The sequence below is a fragment of the Ruegeria atlantica genome, from assembly GCF_001458195.1.
GTDB classification, from domain to species: Bacteria; Pseudomonadota; Alphaproteobacteria; order Rhodobacterales; family Rhodobacteraceae; genus Ruegeria; species Ruegeria atlantica.
This window is the reverse complement of sequence record NZ_CYPU01000023.1, coordinates 126,707-149,414: the sequence shown is the minus strand read 5'-3', so window position 1 is coordinate 149,414 and position 22,708 is coordinate 126,707. Positions and strand designations below refer to the sequence as shown.

At 56.2% G+C, this 22,708-nt stretch carries 29 protein-coding genes and 1 tRNA gene; 14 read left to right on the top strand and 16 right to left on the bottom strand.

Annotation, left to right across the window (positions count from 1 at the left end):
- Positions 1–64 precede the first annotated feature (64 nt).
- Positions 65–322 (top strand): hypothetical protein, encoded by a 258-nt coding sequence (locus RUA4292_RS07470; RefSeq protein ID WP_145974894.1) that lies wholly within the window; start codon positions 65–67, stop codon positions 320–322.
- 261 nt (positions 323–583) lie between these two features.
- Here the strand turns inward: RUA4292_RS07470 and RUA4292_RS07465 are convergent.
- A tRNA-Thr gene (locus RUA4292_RS07465) sits at positions 584–659 on the bottom strand.
- Between the two features lie 163 nt (positions 660–822).
- Between RUA4292_RS07465 and RUA4292_RS07460 the strand changes: the two genes are divergently transcribed.
- On the top strand, positions 823–1,719 hold the full coding sequence (locus RUA4292_RS07460; RefSeq protein ID WP_233493380.1) for a hypothetical protein: 897 nt from the start codon (positions 823–825) through the stop codon (positions 1,717–1,719).
- A gap of 13 nt (positions 1,720–1,732) precedes the next feature.
- Here RUA4292_RS07460 and RUA4292_RS07455 read toward each other — a convergent pair whose 3' ends face one another.
- Entirely contained in the window at positions 1,733–1,999 is a 267-nt protein-coding gene (locus tag RUA4292_RS07455; protein ID WP_058272185.1) for a DUF2312 domain-containing protein, read from the bottom strand.
- Positions 2,000–2,160: 161 nt separating this feature from the next.
- Here RUA4292_RS07455 and RUA4292_RS07450 point away from each other — a divergent pair, with 161 nt between their 5' ends.
- A complete protein-coding gene (locus RUA4292_RS07450; RefSeq protein ID WP_058277022.1) occupies positions 2,161–2,379 on the top strand; it encodes a hypothetical protein in 219 nt (72 codons plus the stop codon).
- Between the two features lie 9 nt (positions 2,380–2,388).
- On the opposite strand, the gene RUA4292_RS07445 is transcribed toward RUA4292_RS07450, so the two are convergent.
- On the bottom strand, positions 2,389–2,604 hold the full coding sequence (locus RUA4292_RS07445; RefSeq protein WP_058277021.1) for a hypothetical protein: 216 nt from the start codon (positions 2,602–2,604) through the stop codon (positions 2,389–2,391).
- Between the two features lie 245 nt (positions 2,605–2,849).
- Between RUA4292_RS07445 and RUA4292_RS07440 the strand changes: the two genes are divergently transcribed.
- From RUA4292_RS07440 to RUA4292_RS07425, 4 genes are read left to right on the top strand one after another with little or no spacing between them, the layout of a single operon-like run.
- Entirely contained in the window at positions 2,850–3,713 is an 864-nt protein-coding gene (locus RUA4292_RS07440) for an MBL fold metallo-hydrolase (RefSeq protein ID WP_058277119.1), read from the top strand.
- A gap of 32 nt (positions 3,714–3,745) precedes the next feature.
- On the top strand, positions 3,746–4,168 hold the full coding sequence (locus RUA4292_RS07435; protein WP_058277020.1) for a YeeE/YedE family protein: 423 nt from the start codon (positions 3,746–3,748) through the stop codon (positions 4,166–4,168).
- Positions 4,168–4,599, top strand: coding sequence for a DUF6691 family protein (locus RUA4292_RS07430; RefSeq protein WP_058277118.1), 432 nt, complete (start codon positions 4,168–4,170; stop codon positions 4,597–4,599). The genes RUA4292_RS07435 and RUA4292_RS07430 overlap by 1 nt, the downstream gene beginning before the upstream one ends.
- Before the next feature lie 9 nt (positions 4,600–4,608).
- Positions 4,609–5,040 carry a protein tyrosine phosphatase family protein gene (locus RUA4292_RS07425; RefSeq protein ID WP_058277019.1) on the top strand — a complete coding sequence of 144 codons (432 nt, stop codon included), beginning with the start codon at positions 4,609–4,611 and terminating at the stop codon, positions 5,038–5,040.
- 18 nt (positions 5,041–5,058) lie between these two features.
- On the opposite strand, the gene RUA4292_RS07420 is transcribed toward RUA4292_RS07425, so the two are convergent.
- The 5 genes from RUA4292_RS07420 to RUA4292_RS07400 form a co-directional block, all read right to left on the bottom strand.
- On the bottom strand, positions 5,059–6,165 hold the full coding sequence (locus RUA4292_RS07420; protein ID WP_058277018.1) for a FliM/FliN family flagellar motor C-terminal domain-containing protein: 1,107 nt from the start codon (positions 6,163–6,165) through the stop codon (positions 5,059–5,061).
- Positions 6,166–6,242: 77 nt separating this feature from the next.
- On the bottom strand, positions 6,243–8,921 hold the full coding sequence (locus RUA4292_RS07415) for an ATP-binding protein (RefSeq protein WP_058277017.1): 2,679 nt from the start codon (positions 8,919–8,921) through the stop codon (positions 6,243–6,245).
- A complete protein-coding gene (locus RUA4292_RS07410) occupies positions 8,921–9,223 on the bottom strand; it encodes a hypothetical protein (protein WP_058277016.1) in 303 nt (100 codons plus the stop codon). Before RUA4292_RS07410 ends, RUA4292_RS07415 begins: the two co-directional genes overlap by 1 nt.
- Entirely contained in the window at positions 9,220–9,600 is a 381-nt protein-coding gene (locus RUA4292_RS07405; RefSeq protein WP_058277117.1) for a response regulator transcription factor, read from the bottom strand. The genes RUA4292_RS07410 and RUA4292_RS07405 overlap by 4 nt, the downstream gene beginning before the upstream one ends.
- 76 nt (positions 9,601–9,676) lie before the next feature.
- Positions 9,677–10,972 carry an XRE family transcriptional regulator gene (locus RUA4292_RS07400; protein WP_058277015.1) on the bottom strand — a complete coding sequence of 432 codons (1,296 nt, stop codon included), beginning with the start codon at positions 10,970–10,972 and terminating at the stop codon, positions 9,677–9,679.
- Between the two features lie 205 nt (positions 10,973–11,177).
- Here RUA4292_RS07400 and RUA4292_RS07395 point away from each other — a divergent pair, with 205 nt between their 5' ends.
- From RUA4292_RS07395 to aat, 4 genes are all read left to right on the top strand, one after another.
- Positions 11,178–11,714 (top strand): LuxR C-terminal-related transcriptional regulator, encoded by a 537-nt coding sequence (locus RUA4292_RS07395; protein ID WP_058272193.1) that lies wholly within the window; start codon positions 11,178–11,180, stop codon positions 11,712–11,714.
- A gap of 150 nt (positions 11,715–11,864) precedes the next feature.
- Positions 11,865–12,356, top strand: a complete 492-nt coding sequence (gene accB, locus RUA4292_RS07390) for an acetyl-CoA carboxylase biotin carboxyl carrier protein (RefSeq protein WP_058277014.1) — start codon at positions 11,865–11,867, stop codon at positions 12,354–12,356.
- A 9-nt stretch (positions 12,357–12,365) separates the two neighbouring features.
- Positions 12,366–13,715 (top strand): acetyl-CoA carboxylase biotin carboxylase subunit, encoded by a 1,350-nt coding sequence (gene accC / locus RUA4292_RS07385; RefSeq protein ID WP_058277013.1) that lies wholly within the window; start codon positions 12,366–12,368, stop codon positions 13,713–13,715.
- 48 nt (positions 13,716–13,763) lie between these two features.
- Positions 13,764–14,396, top strand: a complete 633-nt coding sequence (gene aat / locus RUA4292_RS07380) for a leucyl/phenylalanyl-tRNA--protein transferase (protein WP_058277012.1) — start codon at positions 13,764–13,766, stop codon at positions 14,394–14,396.
- On the opposite strand, the gene RUA4292_RS07375 is transcribed toward aat, so the two are convergent.
- From RUA4292_RS07375 to RUA4292_RS07350, 6 genes are all read right to left on the bottom strand, one after another.
- Positions 14,351–14,719, bottom strand: a complete 369-nt coding sequence (locus tag RUA4292_RS07375; protein ID WP_058277011.1) for a DUF2155 domain-containing protein — start codon at positions 14,717–14,719, stop codon at positions 14,351–14,353. The genes aat and RUA4292_RS07375 overlap by 46 nt on opposite strands.
- Positions 14,716–15,168 carry an outer membrane lipid asymmetry maintenance protein MlaD gene (mlaD, locus tag RUA4292_RS07370; RefSeq protein WP_058277010.1) on the bottom strand — a complete coding sequence of 151 codons (453 nt, stop codon included), beginning with the start codon at positions 15,166–15,168 and terminating at the stop codon, positions 14,716–14,718. The genes RUA4292_RS07375 and mlaD overlap by 4 nt, the downstream gene beginning before the upstream one ends.
- 13 nt (positions 15,169–15,181) lie before the next feature.
- A complete protein-coding gene (locus RUA4292_RS07365; RefSeq protein ID WP_058277009.1) occupies positions 15,182–15,565 on the bottom strand; it encodes an NADH:ubiquinone oxidoreductase subunit NDUFA12 in 384 nt (127 codons plus the stop codon).
- Positions 15,566–15,644: 79 nt separating this feature from the next.
- On the bottom strand, positions 15,645–16,019 hold the full coding sequence (locus RUA4292_RS07360) for a RidA family protein (protein ID WP_058277008.1): 375 nt from the start codon (positions 16,017–16,019) through the stop codon (positions 15,645–15,647).
- 63 nt (positions 16,020–16,082) lie between these two features.
- Positions 16,083–17,348 carry an ATP-dependent Clp protease ATP-binding subunit ClpX gene (clpX, locus tag RUA4292_RS07355; protein WP_058277007.1) on the bottom strand — a complete coding sequence of 422 codons (1,266 nt, stop codon included), beginning with the start codon at positions 17,346–17,348 and terminating at the stop codon, positions 16,083–16,085.
- 134 nt (positions 17,349–17,482) lie between these two features.
- On the bottom strand, positions 17,483–18,115 hold the full coding sequence (locus RUA4292_RS07350; protein ID WP_058277006.1) for an ATP-dependent Clp protease proteolytic subunit: 633 nt from the start codon (positions 18,113–18,115) through the stop codon (positions 17,483–17,485).
- Positions 18,116–18,443: 328 nt separating this feature from the next.
- Between RUA4292_RS07350 and RUA4292_RS07345 the strand changes: the two genes are divergently transcribed.
- Entirely contained in the window at positions 18,444–18,785 is a 342-nt protein-coding gene (locus RUA4292_RS07345) for an ArsR/SmtB family transcription factor (RefSeq protein WP_058277005.1), read from the top strand.
- Between the two features lie 214 nt (positions 18,786–18,999).
- The gene (locus tag RUA4292_RS23940) at positions 19,000–19,137 is read left to right on the top strand and encodes an entericidin A/B family lipoprotein (RefSeq protein ID WP_186437378.1); all 138 of its coding nucleotides are present in this window, start codon (positions 19,000–19,002) and stop codon (positions 19,135–19,137) included.
- 1,044 nt (positions 19,138–20,181) lie between these two features.
- On the opposite strand, the gene RUA4292_RS07340 is transcribed toward RUA4292_RS23940, so the two are convergent.
- Both RUA4292_RS07340 and RUA4292_RS07335 read right to left on the bottom strand, forming a co-directional pair.
- Positions 20,182–20,634 carry a hypothetical protein gene (locus tag RUA4292_RS07340; protein WP_233493379.1) on the bottom strand — a complete coding sequence of 151 codons (453 nt, stop codon included), beginning with the start codon at positions 20,632–20,634 and terminating at the stop codon, positions 20,182–20,184.
- A 110-nt stretch (positions 20,635–20,744) separates the two neighbouring features.
- Complete coding sequence (locus RUA4292_RS07335) at positions 20,745–21,065, bottom strand: hypothetical protein (RefSeq protein ID WP_058277004.1); 321 nt, start codon at positions 21,063–21,065, stop codon at positions 20,745–20,747.
- A gap of 599 nt (positions 21,066–21,664) precedes the next feature.
- Between RUA4292_RS07335 and RUA4292_RS07325 the strand changes: the two genes are divergently transcribed.
- A complete protein-coding gene (locus tag RUA4292_RS07325; RefSeq protein WP_082637032.1) occupies positions 21,665–22,678 on the top strand; it encodes a DUF4062 domain-containing protein in 1,014 nt (337 codons plus the stop codon).
- Positions 22,679–22,708 lie beyond the last annotated feature (30 nt).

The following is a 22,708-nucleotide window of genomic DNA, read 5'->3' as shown; positions in this document are numbered from 1 at the left end:
TGGGTAAGAAAATAATGTTGTCAGCTATTTCTTGCTATCCCACAGATCGCACCAGGAGGGGGCAATGCCGAAACCTGACACTAACCCCATGTACCTTGTCGAATTGATGAATGCAGCGCCCAGATGTACGGCTACATCGAAGCGCACGGGCGAGAGGTGCAAAGGCCCGGCGGTGCGCGGGTGGACCGTCTGCCGCCTTCACGGAGCCCGTGGCGGTGCGCCTGAAGGCGACAGGCATGGAAACTACCGTCACGGCGGCAGGACGCAGGAAGCGCAGGCGATCCGCAAGCTGGCGATGCTGATGCGCCGCACCCTGCCATAGCCATGTGATGTGCAGGTCTCACGGAGCGTGGAAAAAATACCTGCCCTAGCCCCTCTTTTTTTGTCTGGACGATCTGGGCTACCTTACCCACCCGAAAGTCACCAAAGGTGATCTAAGTGGTCCTAGCTGGGGTCTTTAGGTGTTTGGGCGGGATGCGCCGCACCCTGCAATAGCCGCGAAACCTTTGGGGGATAAATTGGGGGAAAGATCGCCAGTGACGTCGTCTAGCGTGTTGAAAATAAAATATAGTTTTTGCTTAAATGGTGCCCCCACACGGACTCGAACCGCGGACCTACTGATTACAAATCAGTTGCTCTACCAGCTGAGCTATAGGGGCGCTGAGTGTCGATTACTTACTCTTTTAACGGACTGCAAGCCTCATTTTTCATCCTAACTCAGGGATTTTGGATTTTCCTGTGATGAGACCGATCACCTTTAAGTGGGGGCTGTGGATTTGACTGTCCCTGGCACAGCCTGTAATTCGACAGGCAGGTTCAGGAATGCAAGGACAAGAACCAAACATGCAGGTTGCTATCCACGCAGGCGCGGCTTTTACCGATGAGGGGCGACTGCTAAGGTCGTTGCAAGCCAATGGGGACGTACTGGCTCGAAATGGTGCGACTTTCTTTGGTCCTCGTCGTTACCGGCAAGTGTTCAAACCCGCATTTCAGGCCTTGAATACGCGCCCTCCATTGCCGGATGAGATTGAAAGTATGCGGGGCAATCTTCCAATCCACCCAGAGGCAAAGCGCGCCATTTTCACCAGTGCCGAATTCATTGGCGAGAAAGACCTGGTTCTTGCCGGTGGGCAATTCTATCCTTCCGCGGGCAAACGCTTATCTGTTCTGGAAGAGTCCTTTAGCGATTGTCAGTTGGAATTGTATCTGGCGCTCAGGAACCCCGGTAGTTTTATCCCAAAACACCTGATGTCATTACCGGAACAGGCGCGCGAGGACGTGATCCGCAACAATGATCTAAGTCACCTCAGCTGGGTTGAGATGATCGAAGATGTTCGCGACTTTGCCCCCGCAGTGCAGATCACCCTGTGGTGCAATGAGGACATCCCGCTGCTGTGGGGGGACGTTGTGCGCAGCGTCGGCGGACTTGCTGCGGACGCTGCGATCAAAGATGAATATGACCTGCTGATCTCTTTGCTGACCGAAGAAGGTCAATCACAAGCGCAGGCGATTCTGGACCAGGTTTCGACGCTTTCACAGGCTGAAACCCGAGACGTTCTTGCAGACATTCTGGCAAACCATGCTCAGCCGGACAAAATGGAAGAAGAACTGGACCTGCCCGGCTGGAGCGATGAGATCATCGACGCATTTTCCGAACTGTACGAGCAGGATCTGACCAAGTTGGAAACGATAGCCGGGGTGAAGGTCCTGAAACCCTAACCCCAGGCCCGGCTCACATCCCCAACGCTTCCTTATACATTTCAAGTACCGCCTCTTCTTCGGCGATATCGTCCTTGTCGCGTTTGCGCAGAGCGATGACCTTGCGCATCACTTTTGTGTCGTAACCGCGGGCTTTGGCTTCGGCCATGACCTCTTTCTGCTGCTCCGCCAGGTCCTTTTTTTCGGCATCCAGGCGTTCGATCCGTTCTACGAACTGACGCAGCTCGCCCGCTGTTACACGGTAGTTGGCGGCGGCCTGATCTTCGGTCACGTCTTCCATATTCATCTCTCCAAAAGGCTGCGATCTGATGCATTAGCAACGGCAGTTAGCCGGATACATTGCCGCCGCGTGAGCTGCAAGCATCCAATCCTCGATGGGCTTGTGCGCGGTCGGTCGATCCGCTAAGCGCAACCAGGATTTGCGGAAAAATGTGGGGAACCATGTTCGAAATCATCACCTGGGGCGGTGCCGCCCTGTCACTTGCAGGCCTGCTGGGGCTGGTTTGGTGTATCCTGCGTGTGATGAAAGCGCGCAAATCCGGCCTGTCGGACGATGAATTGCGCGCCGCTGTTCAAAGCGTCCTGCCGTGGAACCTGGCTTCGCTTTTTCTTTCGGTGATTGGCCTAATGCTGGTGATCTTGGGAATCTCGTTTGGCTGATACTTCGCCTCAGACCGGCATATTGTCGAACTGCGCCTCTATGGCATCTTCGCACAAAGCCGCATCCAGGTGCCGCAGGCGCGATGGCACGTGCATGCCTTCCTGACGCATCCGATCAATCACTTTGGTTACACTGGGCTGAAGAGCAAGCCGGGTCTCAAAACAGGCATTCTGCAGCTTTTGCTCCAGATGTTCGGCTTCGGAATACAAACTTTTTGCAGACATTTTATTCCTCCCAATTTCTATCACTGTCACCGATATAGGTAACGGTTTTAAGACCTGGTTATCTTGGCGAACAAACGCGCGGAAAACTGCCTGTCGCCCACCCGGTATCGGCAACCTAAGGCAGAATGATTAAATTCTAATCGGATTTGGATTAACTTGCCTTGACACGCATCAAATCAAAGATTGCCGGTTGCATCATATTCTGAAAAACATATATGATGAACTGCGCGCTGACGGAGAGCCAGATGACACCAATTGTGAAAGCGTTTTTCGACCCTGAAACCAATACGGTCTCATACCTTGTGCAGGAACCCGAAGGGACGGCCTGCGCAATCGTCGACAGCGTTCTGGACTTCGATCACGCCTCGGGCCGAACGAAGACCGACTCAGCGGATCAGATCGTCGCTTATGTTCGCGACAATGAGCTAAGGGTCGAGTGGATTCTGGAAAGCCATGTGCATGCTGACCACCTTTCAGCGGCACCCTATCTGCAACAGAAACTGGGCGGAAAGATCGGCATCGGTGAACAGATCGTAACGATCCAGGAAACCTTCGGGAAAATCTTCAATGAAGGGACCGAGTTTCAGCGCGACGGCAGCCAGTTTGATGCTTTGTTCCGCGATGGCGACAGCTTCCATGTTGGGCAGATGCGTGGCGATGTTTTCCACACGCCCGGCCATACGCCCGCCTGCATGACATATGTGATCGGAGACGCAGCTTTTGTCGGTGACACGCTGTTCATGCCGGATTTCGGCACTGCGCGATGCGATTTTCCCGGTGGGTCTTCGGAAATGCTGTTCGAGTCGATCCAGAAGATCCTGGCCTTGCCGGATGAGACGCGCATCTTTGTTGGCCATGACTACAAAGCGCCGGGGCGTGATGAATTTGCGTGGGAGACAACAGTCGGAGAGCAAAAAGCCCTGAACGTCCATATCGGACAAGGCAAATCAATCGAGGAATTTGTCGAGATGCGTGATGCCCGCGATGCGACCTTGCCTATGCCGCGCCTGATCCTGCCGTCTCTGCAGGTCAATATGCGCGCCGGACAGATGCCGCCTGCGGACGAACAGGGCGACGTATTCCTGAAGGTGCCGATCAACAAGTTGTGACGCAGACCCAACAAGCGAACTGAGGATAACAAATGTACATTGAATGGATTTGGGGGCTTGCCGGTGGCTTGCTGATTGGGCTGGGTGCTGCAGTCTACCTTCTGGGCAATGGGCGCATCATGGGCGCCAGCGGGATTCTGGGCGGGCTGGTTGATGGCAGTGACCGCACGTTAGAACGCCTAAGCTTCATCGCAGGCGTCATCGCGACGCCGCTTATTTTGAGCCCCCTGCTCTCTTCTGCGCCCATGACACATCTGACCGACAATTTTGCAGTGATCGTCATCGCCGGCCTTTTGGTTGGCGCAGGAACGCGCATTGCCAATGGATGCACCTCGGGGCACGGGGTATGTGGTATTTCTCGATTCTCCGTCAGGGGCATCATCGCGACGTTGATCTATATCGGCGCAGGTGGGGCAACAATTGCCCTGATGCGCCATGTATGGGGGCTGATTTGATGCGGGTTCTCGTATCAATGCTGGCTGGATCTCTGTTTGGTGCCGGCCTTTTGATCTCGGGCATGACCGATACCACCAAGGTTCAGGGGTGGTTGGATGTGTTCGGGAACTGGGATCCCACCCTGGCATTTGTGATGGGCGGTGCGATCCTGCCGATGCTCATCGCTTGGAGAATGACGGCCCACCGCAGGCCGCTGACCGGTGGTCAGTTTCCTAAGATGAGCCCGCCCGAGTTGGACCGTCGCCTGATTATCGGTTCCGTGATGTTTGGCATGGGCTGGAGCTTGTCCGGGCTTTGTCCTGGACCTGCCATTGCGTCCATAACCTATGGCGGCCTTGGCGGCCTCGTGTTTCTGGCTGCGATGATCACAGGAATGTTTGCGGCGCCCGGGCTTGGTGCACAACTGGACAGATCCGCAAACGCGGCCTAAGCAATTGCCATGGAGATTCGACCAATAACCCCCCGCTATGCCGTCTCGCCCCAAATCACGGTCGAGGACGTCCCAGCCATCGCCGCAGCAGGTTTCGTTAAGGTCATCTGCAACCGTCCCAATACGGAAGTTCCACCAACCATGCAGTCGGATGCAATCGGACAGGCCGTTCGGGCAGCCGGGATGGAATATGAGGTTCTGGAACTGACCCACCAGACCATGACGCCCAGCAATGTTGCCCTGCAACGAGAATTGGCTGAAAGCTGCTCTGGCCCCGTTTTAGCCTATTGCGCATCGGGTACCCGCTGCTCGGTGGTTTGGGCTTTGGGTCAGTGCGACCACATGAGCGCGGATGAGATCCTCGAGGCCACAACCAAAGCCGGTTATATGCTGGACAACCTGCGCCCCGCGCTTGAGCATATGCGCGGTTCTGACGGCTAAGGACCTATGGCAATCAGGTTAGGTTGGGTCAGCAATGTCGTCCAATCCCGTCAGACCTGCCAGTTGCGAAATTTCGGCTGCCATCTGATCCGGGCTGCCAAAGCCCAGATCGCCCTCCAATTCGTTCAATGCCACTGCATCTATCGGCACGATCTCATGTGTGGGATCGATTGGCATCGGATCTTTCAGAGCCTCCGGCCCTGGCGCGTTGCTTTGCGCTTCCAGAAACTCGGGCATTTCAGCTTGCTCCAACGCCACAGCCGAAGCACATTCGTTCAACCGTACTGCGCGCATTCCTCCGCATTGTCCCAAACGCCCAATTGCAGCCCGCGTTCGACCAATTGTCAGGATTTCCGCACGATCCAGCCGTGATCCGGTCAACGGAAGGACATCCCCAACTGACAGCCCGGACAGGGTTGCCAATGGCACTGACATCCTGCCGATCACCGTATTCAATTCGGCCCGGACAACCCCCGACGCTTGCTCAAGCTTCGGGCCGGCAGCAACTTGAATTTCATCATCGGCCCCCTGCTCTGACGGTGTCTCGGGCAACAGGACTGTGATCTGCCCCTGTCGTAGCCCGCCGCCAAGTTCTACCGTCAGGTCAAACACGCAATATGCGTCTTCGACCATAGCCAGCGACAATGAACGCAGATCCGCCATCCGCGCCCGGAATTCATAACCGGCAAGACTGGATTGATCGGCGGCTGTATCGACCAGTGCGACGGCCCTGGTCAAAGCGTCTTCGACCAGCGGCGCCACCATTGCTGCATCCGTATCTGTGTACTCCCGTGCAGTTGGCGGGTTCGGCATAACTTCACCAATTGTCTGCACTTGGACGATCGCTGACACGACCCCCATATCCACGCAAATCGCAGCGGACATCCCGTCCGCGTTGCCCAGGCGCAGCAGCATCCAGTCCGCATCAATCACCTCAGCCAGCGTGTCCTGAGCTTTGAGAGACTGCCTTGCACCGATCACCGATAGCGGCAGCTGGAACTGATCCCCTGCCGTTCGCGCAAAGGCCAGTCGAAGGGCACGAAGAACGGAACGCGGCTTTTCACCTTGCTCTTCTTGTCCCGCTGAAAGTTTGCGCGCCAAAGCTGTGCTGACAGACTGCGTCATGCCCGATACCGATTTGAGTTTCTGAACCTGGTATCCGGTCTAACCCGAGGCGGGTTACCAATGTCTTTATGCTCTTATCATTGCGCAGCTTGCCGGTGCGCCAGCGGAAGGCGGACCCGAAAGGCCGCGCCGCCCTGGCCGGGAAGATAACTGATCTCGCCGCCCAGACGCTGCATGATCTCGCGACAGATCGCCAACCCCAAACCAGCGCCACCCGCCTTGTCCCCACCGACACGGGCAAACTTTTCGAACACCATCGACTGCGCTTCGGGCGGGATGCCACTGCCGTTATCGGTGAAATCAATGACGACCTGCCCCCCGACATCATGGGCCGAGATGGTCAGAACGGGTTCATCCGCGTCGCAATATTTCTGCGCGTTCGAAATCAGATTGATAAAGACCTGCCCCAACCGATCGAGATCAGTGTTCAGCGGAATACGCTCGGACGGCCGCGCGCGCCGAATCCTGAGTTTTGGATGCGACCCCGCCAATGCGCTAGAGACCGCCCGATCCAGGATCGAACCAAGGGTATCCCCACCCATATTCAGGCTTACACGACCGCTTTCCAGAACGCTCAGGTCCAGCAAATCGTCCAGCAGGCGCGTCAGCCGCAGGGCCTCATCATGGATGATCGCGGCATAGCGCGTTTGCTCTTCGGCACTCAGACCATCCGTATCGCGCATGATCTCGGAAAAGGCCCGGATTGAGGTCATCGGCGTCCGCAATTCATGGCTGACCTGACTGAGGAACCCGTCTTTTTGTTCCGAGATCTGTGTCAGTTTGGTATTCGCTTCTCGCAGTTGGCGCGCGGTTCGGCTGAGCTCGGCAGATTTGGCCTCAAGCTGGCTGGAATATTCCAACAGTTCCGCCGACTCGTCAGCCACCGCTAGCAAGTCTTCAACCGAAACGGACGATCCACCGACAATCTGCCCGATCATCGCATGGGCCGTGGCCGCGCCGACCGAGCCGCTGAGTTCACGTTCCAGTCTTTCCAAAAACCCCGGCGTGGGTTCCGGCAGGCTTGTCCGTCCACCCTGTGCTTCGGCCTCGTGCTGAAAGAACTCCTGCGCCGGGCCAGAGCCCAGAATGCGCTGTGTCATGATCATCAGGTCTTCGCTTTGCGCCACCGACCCGGTCCAGCCAGCCGGTGAGACCGAGTGGTCAAAAACATTGACGAACTGCGCACCCTGAAGACGCTCCAGCGGGCTGGGAAAGCTCAGCAGGGACGCGGCGCAGAATGCAGCCGTGTTCAACGCCAATGACCACATAACCGAGTGGACCATGGGGTCCATTCCTTCGATCCCGAACAGGGCCCGTGGACGCAGCCAGCCCCACCCGAAGGGGCCGTTTTGCAATACCGAGTCGGGCATTATTGCGCCGCCCATCCCCGGTAGTAACAAGGTGTAAATCCACAGCACAAAACCAACCGTCAGCCCAACCAACGCCCCGGTTCTCGTGGCCCCGCGCCAGAACAACCCTCCAACCAGCGCTGGCAGGATCTGGGAAATGCCCGCAAAGGCCACCAGCCCGATCGACGCCAGAGCCGCCCCACCGCCCGACAAGCGGTAGTAGTAGTAACCCAGCGCCATGATGACCGCGATGGACACGCGCCGCGCCATCAGCACCACGTTGCGCACATCACCCGAGACCGAACCCGCGCCCCCTTGCGTGCTTAGCCAGATCGGCATGACCAGATGGTTCGACACCATGGTCGACAGCGCCATTGCCGTCACGATGACCATAGACGTGGCCGAGGAAAACCCGCCGATAAACGACAGCATCGCCAGCCAGTCGTTCCCCTGCGACAAGGGCACCGTCAGCACGAACAGGTCGGGGTTCGAGCCTTCGGGCATCAAATCCAAACCCACGACGGCGATGGGCACGACAAACAGGCTCATCAGCAGCAGATATAGCGGGAAAGCCCAGGCAGCGGTTCTCAGATGCCCCTCATCCGCATTTTCAACGACCATCACCTGAAACATCCGCGGTAAACAGATGAAAGCGGCGGCCGAGAGGAAGATGAAGGTCGTCCAACGTCCGGCATCCACATTCCATTGCCCGATTTCTGAGGCATCGACGCGATCCATCATCGGGCCAATCCCACCCGCAACGCCCCAGACAACGAAGACGCCAACCGCAAGCAGGGCGAACAGTTTGACGACCGATTCCAACGCAATGGCGGTGACCACGCCGTGGTGACGCTCATTCGCGTCCAGATTTCGAGTACCGAACAGGATTGCAAATACCGCTAGACCCGCAGCCACCCAGAACACGCTGGAACCTTCTCGGTAGAGACCCGAGGGATCAGCCTCGGCAAAGATGGAAAAGGACAGGGTAATGGATTGCAATTGCAATGCGATGTATGGCGTTCCACCCAATACGGCCAGAATGGTCACGCAAATGGCCAGCGTGTTGGATTTACCGTATCGCGACGAAATCAGGTCCGCGATAGATGTTACCCGCTGGGTGCGTCCGACCCGCACGAGCTTGCGCAGACCCCACCACCAGCTGAGCATCACCAGCGTCGGCCCAAGGTAGATCGTAACAAATTCCAAACCGGACCGCGCAGCGTTTCCGACCGCGCCGTAAAAGGTCCAGGCCGTGCAATAGATCGACAGCGACAAGGTATAGATCAGCGGAGACCGCAACCACGCCCCCCGGCCAGCGGCCGCCATCCGGTCAGCGGCAAAAGCCACGCCGAACAACAGAACGACATAGCCGAGGCAAACCAGGATCAGAACGTTTAGTGTGGCCATCAATCCGACTCTGCCTCGGCATCGTCACTTACAACCATTCGTTTGGCTGCAAATCCAAAGATCAGACTGATTATGATCAGCAAAGCCCAGCACGTGAAGATATACAGAATTGCTGAAGACAGCGGCACACCATCATCAGATGAGCCTTGGCTTGGCCAGAGCAGCGGAATGGCAACCAGAGCAGCCCCCAGAATGGGCAAAAGACGCGCGGCATCCATCAACCTGCGGCGGCGATAACTCTGACGCTCGAGAAATAGCGAAGGCCGGACCCCTTGGGGTTTGCGATCTTCGCCCGAGTTCATGACCGCGTTGCCTGCGCGTGCAGGTCTCGCACCGCTGTCAGCACTTCGGCGTTGGAAAACGGTTTGGTCATAAAGCGGCTGACCCCGGCATTTTCAGCCATTTCCCGGTCGCGCGATTGCCCGCGCGCGGTCAGCATCAAAACGGGCAAATGCTGCATGCCCTCAAGCTCGCGCAGGTTGCGCAAAATTTCCATCCCGCTTTTGCCGGGCAGCATAACGTCCAGAATGACCAGATCAGGGTTTGCGCCCTGAATGACTTCTATCGCATCCGACCCTTCTGCGTGCGTTTCAACCTGCCATCCCTCGCGGATCAGCAAAAATCGAATGGCCTCAGCGATGTTGGGCTCATCCTCAATTAACAGAACCTTACGGCTCATATGTTCCATTCCTCCCCATGACAGGTTCTGTCCGTGAACCTGTCGGCGTCAGCTTAAGCCTTCTGTCAGGAAACTGTCAAAAACCTTCGCTCAAAATCGACGGCTCGCGGCGAGATGCACAGGCGTCATTCGGGCAAACCCGGCAGCTTGGACCGACCCGGGTCGCGGATTGCGCGCTAGGTGCCCCCTCTTCCACCGCTCGGACAAGCATGACTGAATGATAGGCTGGCGCATCGTCATATCCTGAAACCGCCTGCGGCCACGCGTAGGCATAGCAGTCGAACTCGGCCGCTGTTCGGCCCAATTGCACAACACGTTTGCGGATCGGAACCAATGGTCTGTTCAGCGCCTGAAAGATGGGCCAAAACGGGCAGGCTTCGCCAAAGCGTGGCATGGCGAAACCCGGCACGGATTTACTGAACAGGATACTGCCGGACGCGTCACAGACCACCAACCCGGTCGGCCGCCCTAGATATCCTTCGGGCAATGTCGCCAGCCGCCGCAGGACTGTCGGGATATCTACTGAAAACCGTGCCGCCAGAGCCAGCGGATCAGGCTCGGCCTCGGTCAGAGCCTTCTGCACGTCGTCCAGAGGCATGGCTCTGACATCTGCGGCGTAGGTATCCAGATATCCCTTGGTCACAGTCCGCGCTGCCGCCGATTCAATCGCGCTCAGGTCAATGTCCGCACCACTTCCGCCTGCTTCGATTTGCGGGAAATGGTGGCTGTTGGCCTGAAAAAAAGCCTCAGCATCCTCCGAGGGAACACCGCGACGGTCATCGGCCGCCTCAGAATCATCCAAGTATGCCACCAGAGACTTGGAACTGTCAGCTAGCCTTTCAGCATCCTGGTGCAGGTTGCGGTGAAACCGATCGCGCCACTCGGGCTCGATTTCCTGTGTGTCAGCCAGAATCGCTGCTGTTGAACGAATGGCAGCGGCCGTTGACAGCACCTCGTGCATCGACGCGGCAAGATGTGGATCATGCGTCAATCGGTCGGACAAGGTTTCGACCGTGCGCTCAAGCGAGACGACCCGACGATGCATCTGCGCCAGAACTCCGGCCCATCCGGGAAACCGGCCTGCGAACTCTTCCAGCGCATCCACTTCGGCCTGCTGTCCAACCGCATCTGCAGCAGCCTCGCGCAGCGCCGAAATCAGCGTAGCCTCAATCCCTTGAGTGAGCAGCGAAGGCTCAACAGACAGCGAATTGGCTATATCCACCAGCAGCTTGCCCCCGATCCGACGGCGATTGTGTTCGATCAGATTCAAGTAAGACGCCGAGATCCCAACTTGACGCGCAAGCTCGGCCTGCCGCAGACCTGAGATTTGGCGTCGCTCGCGAATGCGGCTACCCGTCAGCGTGTCGCGCATGTTCCATCACCCAACTCGATCCATTCTTTTCAAAACTCCTATTAAATTTCTAATGCTTAACGGCCAATTTTCATAGCCCATTTACAGCATTCACAACTGTGGTTACGGATGGCCCTTACCTTCCACCCCCAGCAATCGGTGCCCAATCTGCCAAATCTGCATCCACCCTCTTCTAATTTTCCCGAATTCCTTGCACGATAGCCGGATGAGCGACCCAGCTTTCGAATATGCCCCCATCGGATTGGTCGAGTTGGAAAACCGCATCATCCGACGCTGCAATCTGCAATTCGCCCGCACCTTTGGCGGCGAGGAGGCAGAGTATCGCAATATGCCTCTGCTGCACCTCTACCCGTCGGTCGCGGATTGGGAGAGGATCGGACAGCGCGGCCTGAAAGCGATGCAGGACACAGGATATTACACAGACGAACGGGTCATGCGCCGACGCGACGGGGACTTGTTCTGGTGCCGTGCACGCGGACGATCCCTGACACCGGACGACCCGTTTCGCCATGGCATCTGGAGCTTTTCCGACATCTCAGAAGACCGACCGCTGGTCGAACTGACAACCCGCGAACGCGAAGTTGCGATCATGTCCTGCCGCGGTCTGTCCGCCAAGGAAATCGGCGTCGAGCTGGGGCTGAGTTATCGCACGATCGAGGCTTACCGCGCCCGTTTGCTGGAGAAGTTTGGCGCACGCAAACTACCGGAACTTGTGGCAAAACTCTCAGGCATGCCCCTTTAATCCCTTTCCCCCTCGAAATATTGGGCAAAACCCCCATCTGACATGCCGAGACTGCGCTTTTCATGGCCTTGCGCATAGCTTATAACGCTGCGTAATCAGACCAAAGCCCGCGAGAACAGACGGGCCAAAGGGGAACCGTCGAGGACACTCATGACAGATACCAAACACGAAGCGGACGTGGCATTCATCAAGGCACTGGCCGAACTGCTGCGCGAAAATGACCTGACCGAACTGGAAGTCATGCGCGAATATGGTGATGACGACAGTTTGAATGTCCGCGTCAGCCGTATGTCGCAGGTCGTGCCCGCCCCTGTTCAGATGGCCGTACCGACAGCGGCACCAGCACCCGTAGCAGCAGCCGCTGCACCTGTCGAAGCTCCGGCGGCACAGGAAGATCCGGCCAGCCACCCGGGCGCTGTCACCTCGCCCATGGTAGGAACCGTTTATATGCAGCCCGAACCGGGCGCATCTTCCTTCATCAGCGTCGGCGCATCGGTGTCCGAAGGCGACACACTGCTGATTGTCGAAGCGATGAAAACCATGAACCACATTCACGCGCCCAAATCCGGAACCATCAAACGCATTCTGGTCGGTGACGGTGATGCGGTGGAATTCGGCACCCCTCTGGTCATCGTTGAGTAAGGCGGTCCCATGTTCGACAAGATCCTGATTGCCAACCGAGGCGAGATCGCCCTGCGGGTCATCCGCGCTGCCCGCGAGATGGGGATTAAGACGGTCGCCGTCCACTCCACCGCCGATAGCGACGCGATGCATGTGCGCATGGCGGACGAATCGGTCTGCATCGGCCCTCCGCCCAGCCCGCAAAGCTACTTGTCGGTGCCTGCGATTATCTCGGCGTGTGAAATCACTGGCGCACAGGCGATCCACCCCGGCTATGGCTTCCTGTCCGAGAATGCCGAGTTCGTGCAGATCGTCGAAGACCACGGCATCACCTTTATCGGCCCCACTGCCGAGCACATCCGCGTCATGGGCGACAAGATCACCGCCAAGGACACGATGAAGGCGCTGGGTGTGCCTTGTGTTCCGGGTTCGGACGGCGGCGTGCCCGATCTGGAGACGGCCAAGAAAATCGGTGAGGAATTTGGTTACCCCGTCATCATCAAAGCCACCGCTGGCGGCGGCGGTCGCGGTATGAAAGTCGCGATGAGCGCGGATGAGATGGAAAGCGCATTTATGACCGCACGTGCCGAGGGCAAAGCCGCCTTTGGCAATGACGAGGTCTATATCGAGAAATACCTGACCACGCCCCGCCATATCGAGATCCAGGTCTTTGGTGACGGCAAGGGCAAGGCTGTGCATCTGGGCGAACGCGACTGCTCGCTGCAGCGCCGCCACCAGAAGGTGTTTGAAGAGGCACCCGGCCCCAGCATCACCCCGGAAGAGCGCGCCAAGATCGGTAAAGTCTGCGCGGACGCCGTGGCCAAGATCAATTATATTGGCGCCGGAACCATCGAGTTCTTGTATGAGAACGGCGAGTTCTACTTCATCGAGATGAACACCCGCCTGCAGGTAGAACACCCGGTGACCGAGGGCATCTTTGGCGTCGATCTGGTGCGCGAACAAATTCTCGTCGCAGCTGGCGAACCGATGTCGTTTGGTCAGGACGATCTTGTGATCAACGGCCACGCCATTGAGGTCCGGATCAATGCAGAAAAGCTGCCGAACTTCTCACCCTGCCCGGGCAGAATCTCTGCCTTTCATGCCCCCGGCGGTCTGGGTGTGCGGATGGATTCGGCGCTGTATGATGGGTATTCGATTCCACCATATTACGACTCGCTGATTGCCAAGTTGATCGTACATGGCCGCGACCGGGCCGAGGCGCTGGCACGGCTAGATCGCGCATTGGGCGAACTGATCGTGGACGGTATCGATACAACCGTGCCGCTGTTCCATGCGTTGCTGCAAGAGCCGGAAATCCACAACGGTGATTACAACATTCACTGGCTGGAACACTGGCTTGCGGCGAATATGGCCCAATAAAACCAAGGGACCAGAGGGCACTTGCGCTCTGGTCCCCGGGTATCGCGCATGAGCCTGACCCCTGAACTTTTGCTACACGGCTATTCCATTGGAATTTTCCCGATGGCCGAACACCGCGATGACCCGGAACTGTTTTGGGTCGATCCCAAGTTTCGTGGCGTTTTTCCGTTAGATGGCTTTCATATCTCGCGCAGCCTCGCACGCCGCATTCGAAAGTCCGGCTTTTCCATCAGCATCAACCGCGATTTTGCCGGAGTGGTCGATGGCTGCGCTGATCGGGCAGACACCTGGATCAATGCAGAATTGCGCCACCTTTATCAGCAACTCCACCTCGCGGGCCGGGCCCATTCGCTGGAGGTCTGGGATGAGGACGCACTGGTCGGCGGCGTTTATGGCGTTACGCTGGGTGCAGCGTTTTTCGGCGAAAGCATGTTTTCCCGTCGAAAGGATGCCTCGAAAATAGCTCTGGCCTATCTCGTGGATCGCTTGCGCCAGACCGGATTTCGCTTGTTTGACACCCAGTTTCTGACCGCTCATCTGGCGTCTCTGGGAGCGATCGAGATTCCGCGCACGCAATATCGGAACACGCTTGAAGAGGCGATCAATGCCAGTGCGGATTTCGTAGCAGCAGTGCCTCAGTCGCCCGATGCAGTGATACAGCGCATCACCCAGACGTCATAACGCGCATGGTCCAGCGCGTTCAATGCCGGCGACGTGGCAATCATCCAACCGTCAAACAGTTGATCTGTCCTGCCTTTTTCCCAGATCGTCAGATAGGCAAACGCATCACCGGTTGGGTTGTCCGCTGGATAGCGACAATCGCCCAAGGCCACATCCAACCCAAAAACCGGCAGTGTCTGACCATTCCGCATTTCAACATCGACGGTCTGACCGCTGACCTTGTCCAGACCACGCAGCATTGCGCCAGGACCGGATTGGGCTTTTTGCTGGGCCGTGGCCCCCGTTGCGGCCAGCAACGCTGCAATCAGGGCAAACCGCTTCATTTGCTTCCGTCCCCGGCGACAAACTTGACCAGCAGGGAAATCAGACTGACGGCACCTTGCGTATCTTCGACCTGATCGCCCGCTTCAAAATAGAACGGCGAACCACCCGGCATAACCTCCACAAAGTTGCCGCCCAGCAGCCCTTCTGATGAGATGACAATCGCGCTGTCGTCCGGCACCAGAATTCCGTCAGAGATCGAGAAGGTAGTATCGGCGCGATAGGTTTCGGGATTCAGGTCTACACCGGTTACAGTGCCGATCTTGACACCAGCAAGGCGTACGTCGGTGCCGACGCCTACCCCTTCCAAGGAACGGAAAGAGGCGCCCAGTTCATAGCCGCCACTGCTTTGCGACAGACCGGTGGACTGACTGGCATATACGCCAAAGGCGATGGCACAGGCCAAAACGGCCCCACCGACCAGAACTTCGGTTGCATTATAACTCGACATTGCTCGCCTCGTGTTATTCCGGGCTCCAGGCTTCGTAGTCCTTACGCTCGACCGGGTCCGGGCGGCGCAAAGAACCTGCTGGTGCATAAGCCAAAGCAGAGCCTGTCAGGTTTTCCTGATGCGGTTTTTCCCAGGATTTGTGTTTCAGCGGTTTGTCCGTCGGCGGCTCATCCCAGGTGCGGTGCAGCCAGCCATGCCAATCCGGATCAACCCGGCTCGCCTCAGCCTCACCATTGAAAATCACCCAACGTCTACTGTCGTCAGCATTTTGGTAAAACACGTTGCCTTCGTCGTCTTCACCGACCTTGATACCCTTACGCGATGTGTAAATCTGCGTGTTCAATGTGGATCCGTTCCACCAGGTTACGGCCCGCAAAAGACTGTTTAGGATTCCCATCAGCTGCCTCCGGCATTTCTGTACCCGCAGATATGGACCAAAGCCTCACTAAGGTCCAGTGTCACAAAGATCGCAGACCCTATTTCGGCAGAACCGCGGTCACTTCAATCTCGATACGGTCTTTTGGCGTTATGAGATTGCATTCGACAACTGTCGCTGCAGGTGGGTTGTCACCAAATGCGTCAACCAACAACGGCCAGCAAAGTTCGAACTCATTCATATCCGGCAAATAATAGTTTACCCGAACCACGTCTGCAAAACCGGCTCCTGCCTCGGCCAGCGCTTTTCCAATAGCCTCCAGGGACGATTTGCACTGTGCCACGATATCATCGGGCACGTCATCACCTTGGGCACAGGTTCCGGCCACGAAGACGAAGCCATTTGCAACCACAGCGCGACAATAGCCAACTTTGGCCTCGAATTCTCCGCCAGATGAAATGCGTCTGATTTTCATGCTTCCCTCCAATAGAAAACGGCGCGGTGAATGCCGCGCCGTCTTCGTAATTCTTTTTGTGCCTTACCCTGCCGAAGCTGATTCCGCGGCATCCGCGTAGATGATCAGGGGCTGCTTTTCAGATGACACCGCCTCTTCGTTCACCACAACCTCGGTCACGTTTTTCATGCCCGGAAGTTCGAACATGGTGTCCAGAAGGATATCTTCGAGGATCGAGCGCAACCCGCGTGCGCCGGTCTTGCGTTCAATGGCCTTCTTGGCGATCGACTTGAGCGCATCATCGGTAAAGGCCAGCTCGGCATCTTCCAGTTCGAACAGGCGCTGGTACTGCTTGACCAGAGCGTTCTTGGGCTTGGTCAGGATGGTCACCAGTGCATCTTCGTCCAGATCTTCCAGCGTAGCCAGAACCGGCAGACGTCCAACGAATTCCGGAATCAGGCCGAACCGCAGCAGATCCTCGGGCTCGAGATCCTTGAAAATCTCACCTACGCCGCGTTCATCATTGTCTCGCACGTCCGCGCCAAAGCCCATGGCCGAGCCTTTGCCGCGTTGCGCGATGATCTTATCCAGACCTGCAAAAGCACCACCGCAGATGAACAGAATGTTCGTGGTGTCCACTTGCAGGAATTCCTGCTGCGGATGCTTGCGTCCGCCCTGCGGCGGCACACTGGCCACGGTGCCTTCCATCAGCTTAAGCAGCGCCTGCTGAACACCCTCACCCGATACATCGCGCGTGATGGACGGGTTTTCAGATTTGCGCGTGATTTTATCGACTTCGTCGATATAGACGATGCCGCGCTGCGCGCGTTCAACATTGTATTCGCTGGACTGCAGCAGCTTGAGAATGATGTTTTCAACATCCTCACCCACATACCCGGCTTCGGTCAGTGTGGTTGCGTCCGCCATTGTGAACGGCACATCCAGAATGCGCGCTAGCGTCTGCGCCAGCAGCGTCTTACCGCAGCCGGTCGGACCGATCAGCAGAATGTTAGACTTGGCCAGCTCAATATCGCTGCCGGCCTTTTGGGCATGGTTCAGACGCTTGTAGTGGTTGTGAACAGCAACCGACAGAACCCGCTTAGCGGTGGCCTGACCGATAACGTAATCGTCCAGCACTTCACAAATGTCTTTGGGTGTCGGAACGCCATCGCTGGACTTCAGGCCACTAGCCTTCGTCTCTTCTCGGATGATGTCCATACACAGCTCGACGCATTCATCGCAGATGAAAACGGTCGGGCCGGCAATCAGCTTGCGCACCTCATGCTGGCTCTTGCCGCAGAAGCTGCAGTAGAGCGTGTTTTTGCCGTCACCGCCTGAATTCGTCGCCATGTTCTACCTTTCGGGCTTCGTCCCTGCGGTCCGTGTCGGACCGCGCATGCCACATATTGGTGCAGCTTAGGCCACCACCGGGGCGGCTACAATCTCAAAAATGGTCCCCACGCCTCGGACGTGGGGAGATATTATTAGGCCTCGTCACCGTCCATTTTGGCGCGATTTTCGACGATTTCGTCGATGTGACCCCAGTCTTTCGCCTCTTCCGGGCTCATGAAATTGTCACGGTCCAGCGCTTTTTCAACCGCCTTTTTGGTCTGACCTGTATGACGCACGTATATGTCATAAAGGCGATCCTTCAGCTTTTGCGTCTCGGCCGCGTGAATCATGATGTCGCTGGCCTGGCCCTGATAGCCGCCGCTGGGCTGGTGCACCATGATCCGGCTGTTGGGCAGTGAGAAACGCATTCCGTTCTCGCCACCGGCCAGCAAAACCGACCCCATCGAGGCTGCCTGACCGATCACCAATGTCGAACATTTGGGCTTGATATACTGCATTGTATCGTAAATCGACAAACCGCTGGTAACCACGCCGCCAGGTGAATTGATGTAGATCGAGATTTCTTTGTTCGGATTTTCGGCCTCGAGGTGCAGCAATTGCGCGACGATCAGGTGGCTCATCCCGTCGTGGATCGGACCGTTGATGAAAATGATCCGCTCTTTCAGAAGGCGCGAGAAAATATCATACGCGCGTTCACCCCGGCTGGTCTGCTCGACGACCATGGGAACGAGCGTATTCATATAGGTGTCAACGGGATCGAACATGAGAACCTGCCTGTTTTGCTGTGGATCGGGACATTACCCGAAGAAACGTTACCCGAGTCTTAGTGTCGCCACGGGGGGGCTGCAAGGGGGGCTCAACAGAACACACTCCAGCCGTCCAAAATAGGTGGATAGTCTGAGGTCGAACACACCGAGGCGGCAAAGGTCAATGCCCGGTTTGACGCACTTGTTCATAAGTTCCCCTTTTCACATCACGTCATTTTGATCCATGCATATGGAAATTCATGCACAGAACGTGTAGCAATGCGAACCGCTTTAGCGAACCAATCACAAAAGTGCTCCCACACCAGGGCCCAATAGGATAACACCAATGGCATTGCCTCAGATTTCACAGAATATGACGTCTGACGATTTCGACCGGATGGCGGGAAATGCGACCCGCGCATCGAATTTCCTCAAGGCGATCAGTCACGAAGGCCGATTGATGATCTTGTGCCATTTGGTCTCTGGCGAAAAATCCGTGACCGAGCTTGAGGATCTACTGTCCGCACGACAGGCTGCTGTTTCGCAGCAGCTGTCCCGCCTTCGTCTGGAAGGTCTTGTGATTCCGCGACGCGAAGGAAAAGCAATTTATTACCGTCTTGCTGATGACAGACCGCGCCGTATGCTTGAAGTGGTGTACGAGCTGTTCTGCGCGGTCGATAAGGACTGATTTCGTTCATCTTTCCACCGCACCCGACGCGTAAGTCCAATCTTTTCGATCGGAATGATCCGGCGTCGGTGCGGCCACACCCCACCTTCACAATCCATGCGGTCAATTGGCTCGGCAGCTTCGTGTTTCTACGCCCGTTGCAAGCACGGTAAAATACTAGTTCCAGCAAATAAAAGCTGCTACGCCATGTATAGAAAATCAAATGGAGGTACTGATGATCCGAGCAATTCTAGTAGGGCTGGCAGTGTTTACCCTTGCAGCGTGCGAGACGACCAAGGGTGCAGGCAAAGATATCGAAAAAGCAGGCGATGCCATACAAGAAGCCGCGACTGACGTTCAGCAAAATATCTGACGTAATTCAGGATGTTGTGAAGACGCAACTTCCGCATACAAGATATGGTTGAAGATTGCAGCCAACCAAGGTACAATCCTTGGCACAGGTGCATAGACGCGGCATTGCATATCTGACACTTCGGGGTTCTTGTGCATCCACAAGAACCCCGTTCCCGTCTTCGGGGGGGGGGGGACATAGTGGTAGCCTAGATAGACCTGAGAAAAGGAAAAGGCGTCAGGTGCGCAGACGCGGTCCATGCATGTACCCTCACGGATACTCCTGACGCCTTGCCGGGTCGATGCGCCCGAGGGACGCCCCGATCCAGTTGCCCCGACCCTGTTACAGGCCACGGCCGCTGCTCGGCACCGTAAGATGCTTTACAGCACGCATCGACCTTCTGAGAGTCTGATCATCCGACCCGGGTCTGACACCCAATTCAGCTGACCATCCACCGGTAAGCCTTTGCATATAAAAGCCAATCCTAAGACTTGCCTTTATTGCCTCGACCCCCCTTTGGCCTTTGCGTCCCACCCTGGTTCCTAAGAACCGTTGCGGTATTCGAACTGTTACATCCGGGCCATGTTCCGACAAGGAAATAGCACTGCAGCATGAAAATTAGCCGGGGATAAAGTGTTGATATCCGCTGGGAGAAAATTGTGGATAACTCCGGAAATTGAAACGCCGTGCGGTCTTGGCAATGGAAAACGCTGAATTCGACGAAATGACCCGATTTTCCCGTTTTCTGCACCTGCAAAAGCCATTTTGCTGCCAATTGTGGATATTCACAGCCTCAGAGCATCGAATCAGGCGTATCTTGTGATTGCCCAGCCAGAGATAACCAGAGAATCCGGGGCCGGACGGCCCTCAGACCACAAGCAAAGCCGCGCTGAAGGTTCGCGAGAGCCTAAACCACAGGTGCCAGGGAACGCCGCAATCCGGCACCGTGTGTTCAGGGCCCTGTCGCTTGCAGCCGAGATGCCGCCGACCCGACCGAGTTTACCAATTACGCGCGGCACCACGGTGCTCCCTGTACCCCCTAAAGCCGATCGGGCCGGAGACGCTTCAGTTCACCTGACGTTCGAGTACAACGCTGTACGTTGTCCCGCGACGCAGGCTACGGAAATCCGCGTAAATCTTGCCGTTCTGATAGCGCGCATCCACCAGCGCATTCACACCCACCTGCGGATCGGCCGAGCTTTCGACGATGCCGATGGTGCCCGACCCATCCAGACTGATGGTTCCGGTGGCGTCAAACACACGCCAATCTGTGCCAGCATCCGGTCGCCACATGCTGGGCCCCCAGAACAGATTGTCCTGCTGCTGCTGGATGTCCAGCACCCACTCTCCCTGATGAAAGCGCGGCGCATCGCCGGTTGCCACCCGAGACGGCGAAACCTTGGTATAGGTGCCGCTCCAGGCATCGCGCAGATCAGGTGTGGTCTCGGCCATCGAGGCCGTGGCAAGGCTGAGGCTCGTCGCCAGAGCGGCTGCTCCGGCAGTCATATATCTGGTCATGGGCTCTCCTCCAAAGTTCAGGGCCGTTGCTGGCCTGTTGAACAGATTGGAAGGGAGTGCGCGGGTTGCAACTTACCTAAGGGAAACTTCACAAACCGGTAATGTTTGCCTTATGCCCAGGCCAGCGCAGTGCCGAGGATGACCAGACCAATGCCAGCCGCCTCGCGATACGAGAAGTTCTCGCCGAACAGAAAGAACGAAGCGATGGCGATCAGAACAACCTCGGCCCCCAGAATGCCGGTATAGATGATGCCCAGCCGTTCCTCGCGCAGCGCCGCAAGCTCCAGCGTGGCCCCGGCCAGCAAGGTCGCGACGATCAGCAGGCCAAGACCCACGCCGGGGAGTTTCCACCAGAACTTCATCGCAATCATGGCCACGGAATAGAGACCCGCCGACCCGAGGGCGATGATGGGGATCATGGATGTGGACATCTGCGCCTCCTGCCGAGGGTTCCGTAGGGTCAAGTGTAGCAAGTGGGTGGGGTTTGGGCTGTGAGGTGGGTCACAGGTGTTAGGTGGACGACCGATAAACCACTGATACGATACTATCTAAACGTTCGAATTAGATAAAATGCTATGTGAAACATGCTGTAGAATCCCCAGGCACCAACAATGAGAAACAGTACCCAACCGGGGTTAAATTCCTGCTGATCAAAGGCGCGGAAAGTGTGGTCCGCAATGCTTTGCAAAACAAAGTAGGAAAGAAACGTCAGGCCAATCGTCGCGACGGGCCAGCGCTCCAAGATAGTTCTATAGTTCATTGCCATAGCAACAACTTAATGACGTGATCTGTCAGCGGCTAGTCACAGATTTCTAAGTCCTAAGGGCCGCGACCGACCCGAGGGGTGGCGCAAACGCGCCGCCCGTTTTGCCAGAGGCAAACCTTTGGTTTGACGGGGCGGGTCGGCGCGGCCCGGCGGTGGCGCCGGGCGCATAGGTTAATCAACCAAAAATCTAACATGAAGCTAAGCTTGAGGTTGCTAAGCAGCGAAAAGTAAAGGTAGTTCTTTAGCAACTTTGAGGAGAACACTTTGTCAAAGAAGAAATACCAAGTATTTTTGTCTTCCACCTATTCGGACCTGCAAACAGTACGGGACTCGATTACACGCGCATTGTATGAGTTGGATTGCATACCGGTGGGAATGGAGGCTTTTCCCGCTGCTGACGAAGAGCAGTTTGAATTCATCAAAAAGCTCATAGATCAAACAGACTATTACGTTCTAGTAATTGGCGCTCGATATGGATCAATAGCTCCAGACGGTATGAGCTACACAGAGAAGGAATACCGTTATGCAATGGAGATAGGTGTCCCTGTGCTCGCCTTCGTCCACTCTAGCCCCGATACACTTCCAAAAGAGGTCTCCGATATCAGAGACCCGAAGAAAGCCGAAGAATTCTACAGGTTTAGAAATGACGTAACGGCCGCAAGGATGGTCAAAATGTGGGATAGCGATCAAACTTTGCCCGCATCTGTCGTGTTGGCGTTGAATCGAGCATTCTCTACCTCACCAAGGCAAGGCTGGATCAGATCTCCTTCGGTGGACACCGAAAAAACTTTGGAGAAGTTGGTCGAGCTTCAAGAGGAATTAACAAGCGCGCGCGAAGAACTGAAACTCTTTAAGGCCATGGACGGGCAGTTAAAAGATATCGCAGGTCTGGATGCCGAAGTTACATGCTTCGTAGAAGCTTGGAAAAGAGATAACAACAGCAGCACGGTGCGAGATGGGGTGAAAGAATTCCACGTCAGGTTGGAAGATGTTTTTCGAGACGTAGGCCCAAACATGATTGAATCTCTCAATCAAGACGCTTTTTCCAACATGGTAGCTCTTTTTGTTTCCAAGGGACAAAGGAAATGGAATTCGGTAGAGTATAAATTCTCGCTGACTCGAGAAACTCTCAACTTGCTTCGCATTCAATACGAAGCGCTTGGCCTAATAAAAGTCTTCCGCTCAAAAACCGTTGGGGGGAAAACTGCAAATTTCTGGCAATTGACAAAAACTGGCAGCACCGAAGTCAGAAGGCTAAACGTTATCAAAGCGAACTAACTAGCTTAGATAACCAAGATCCAATCTTGG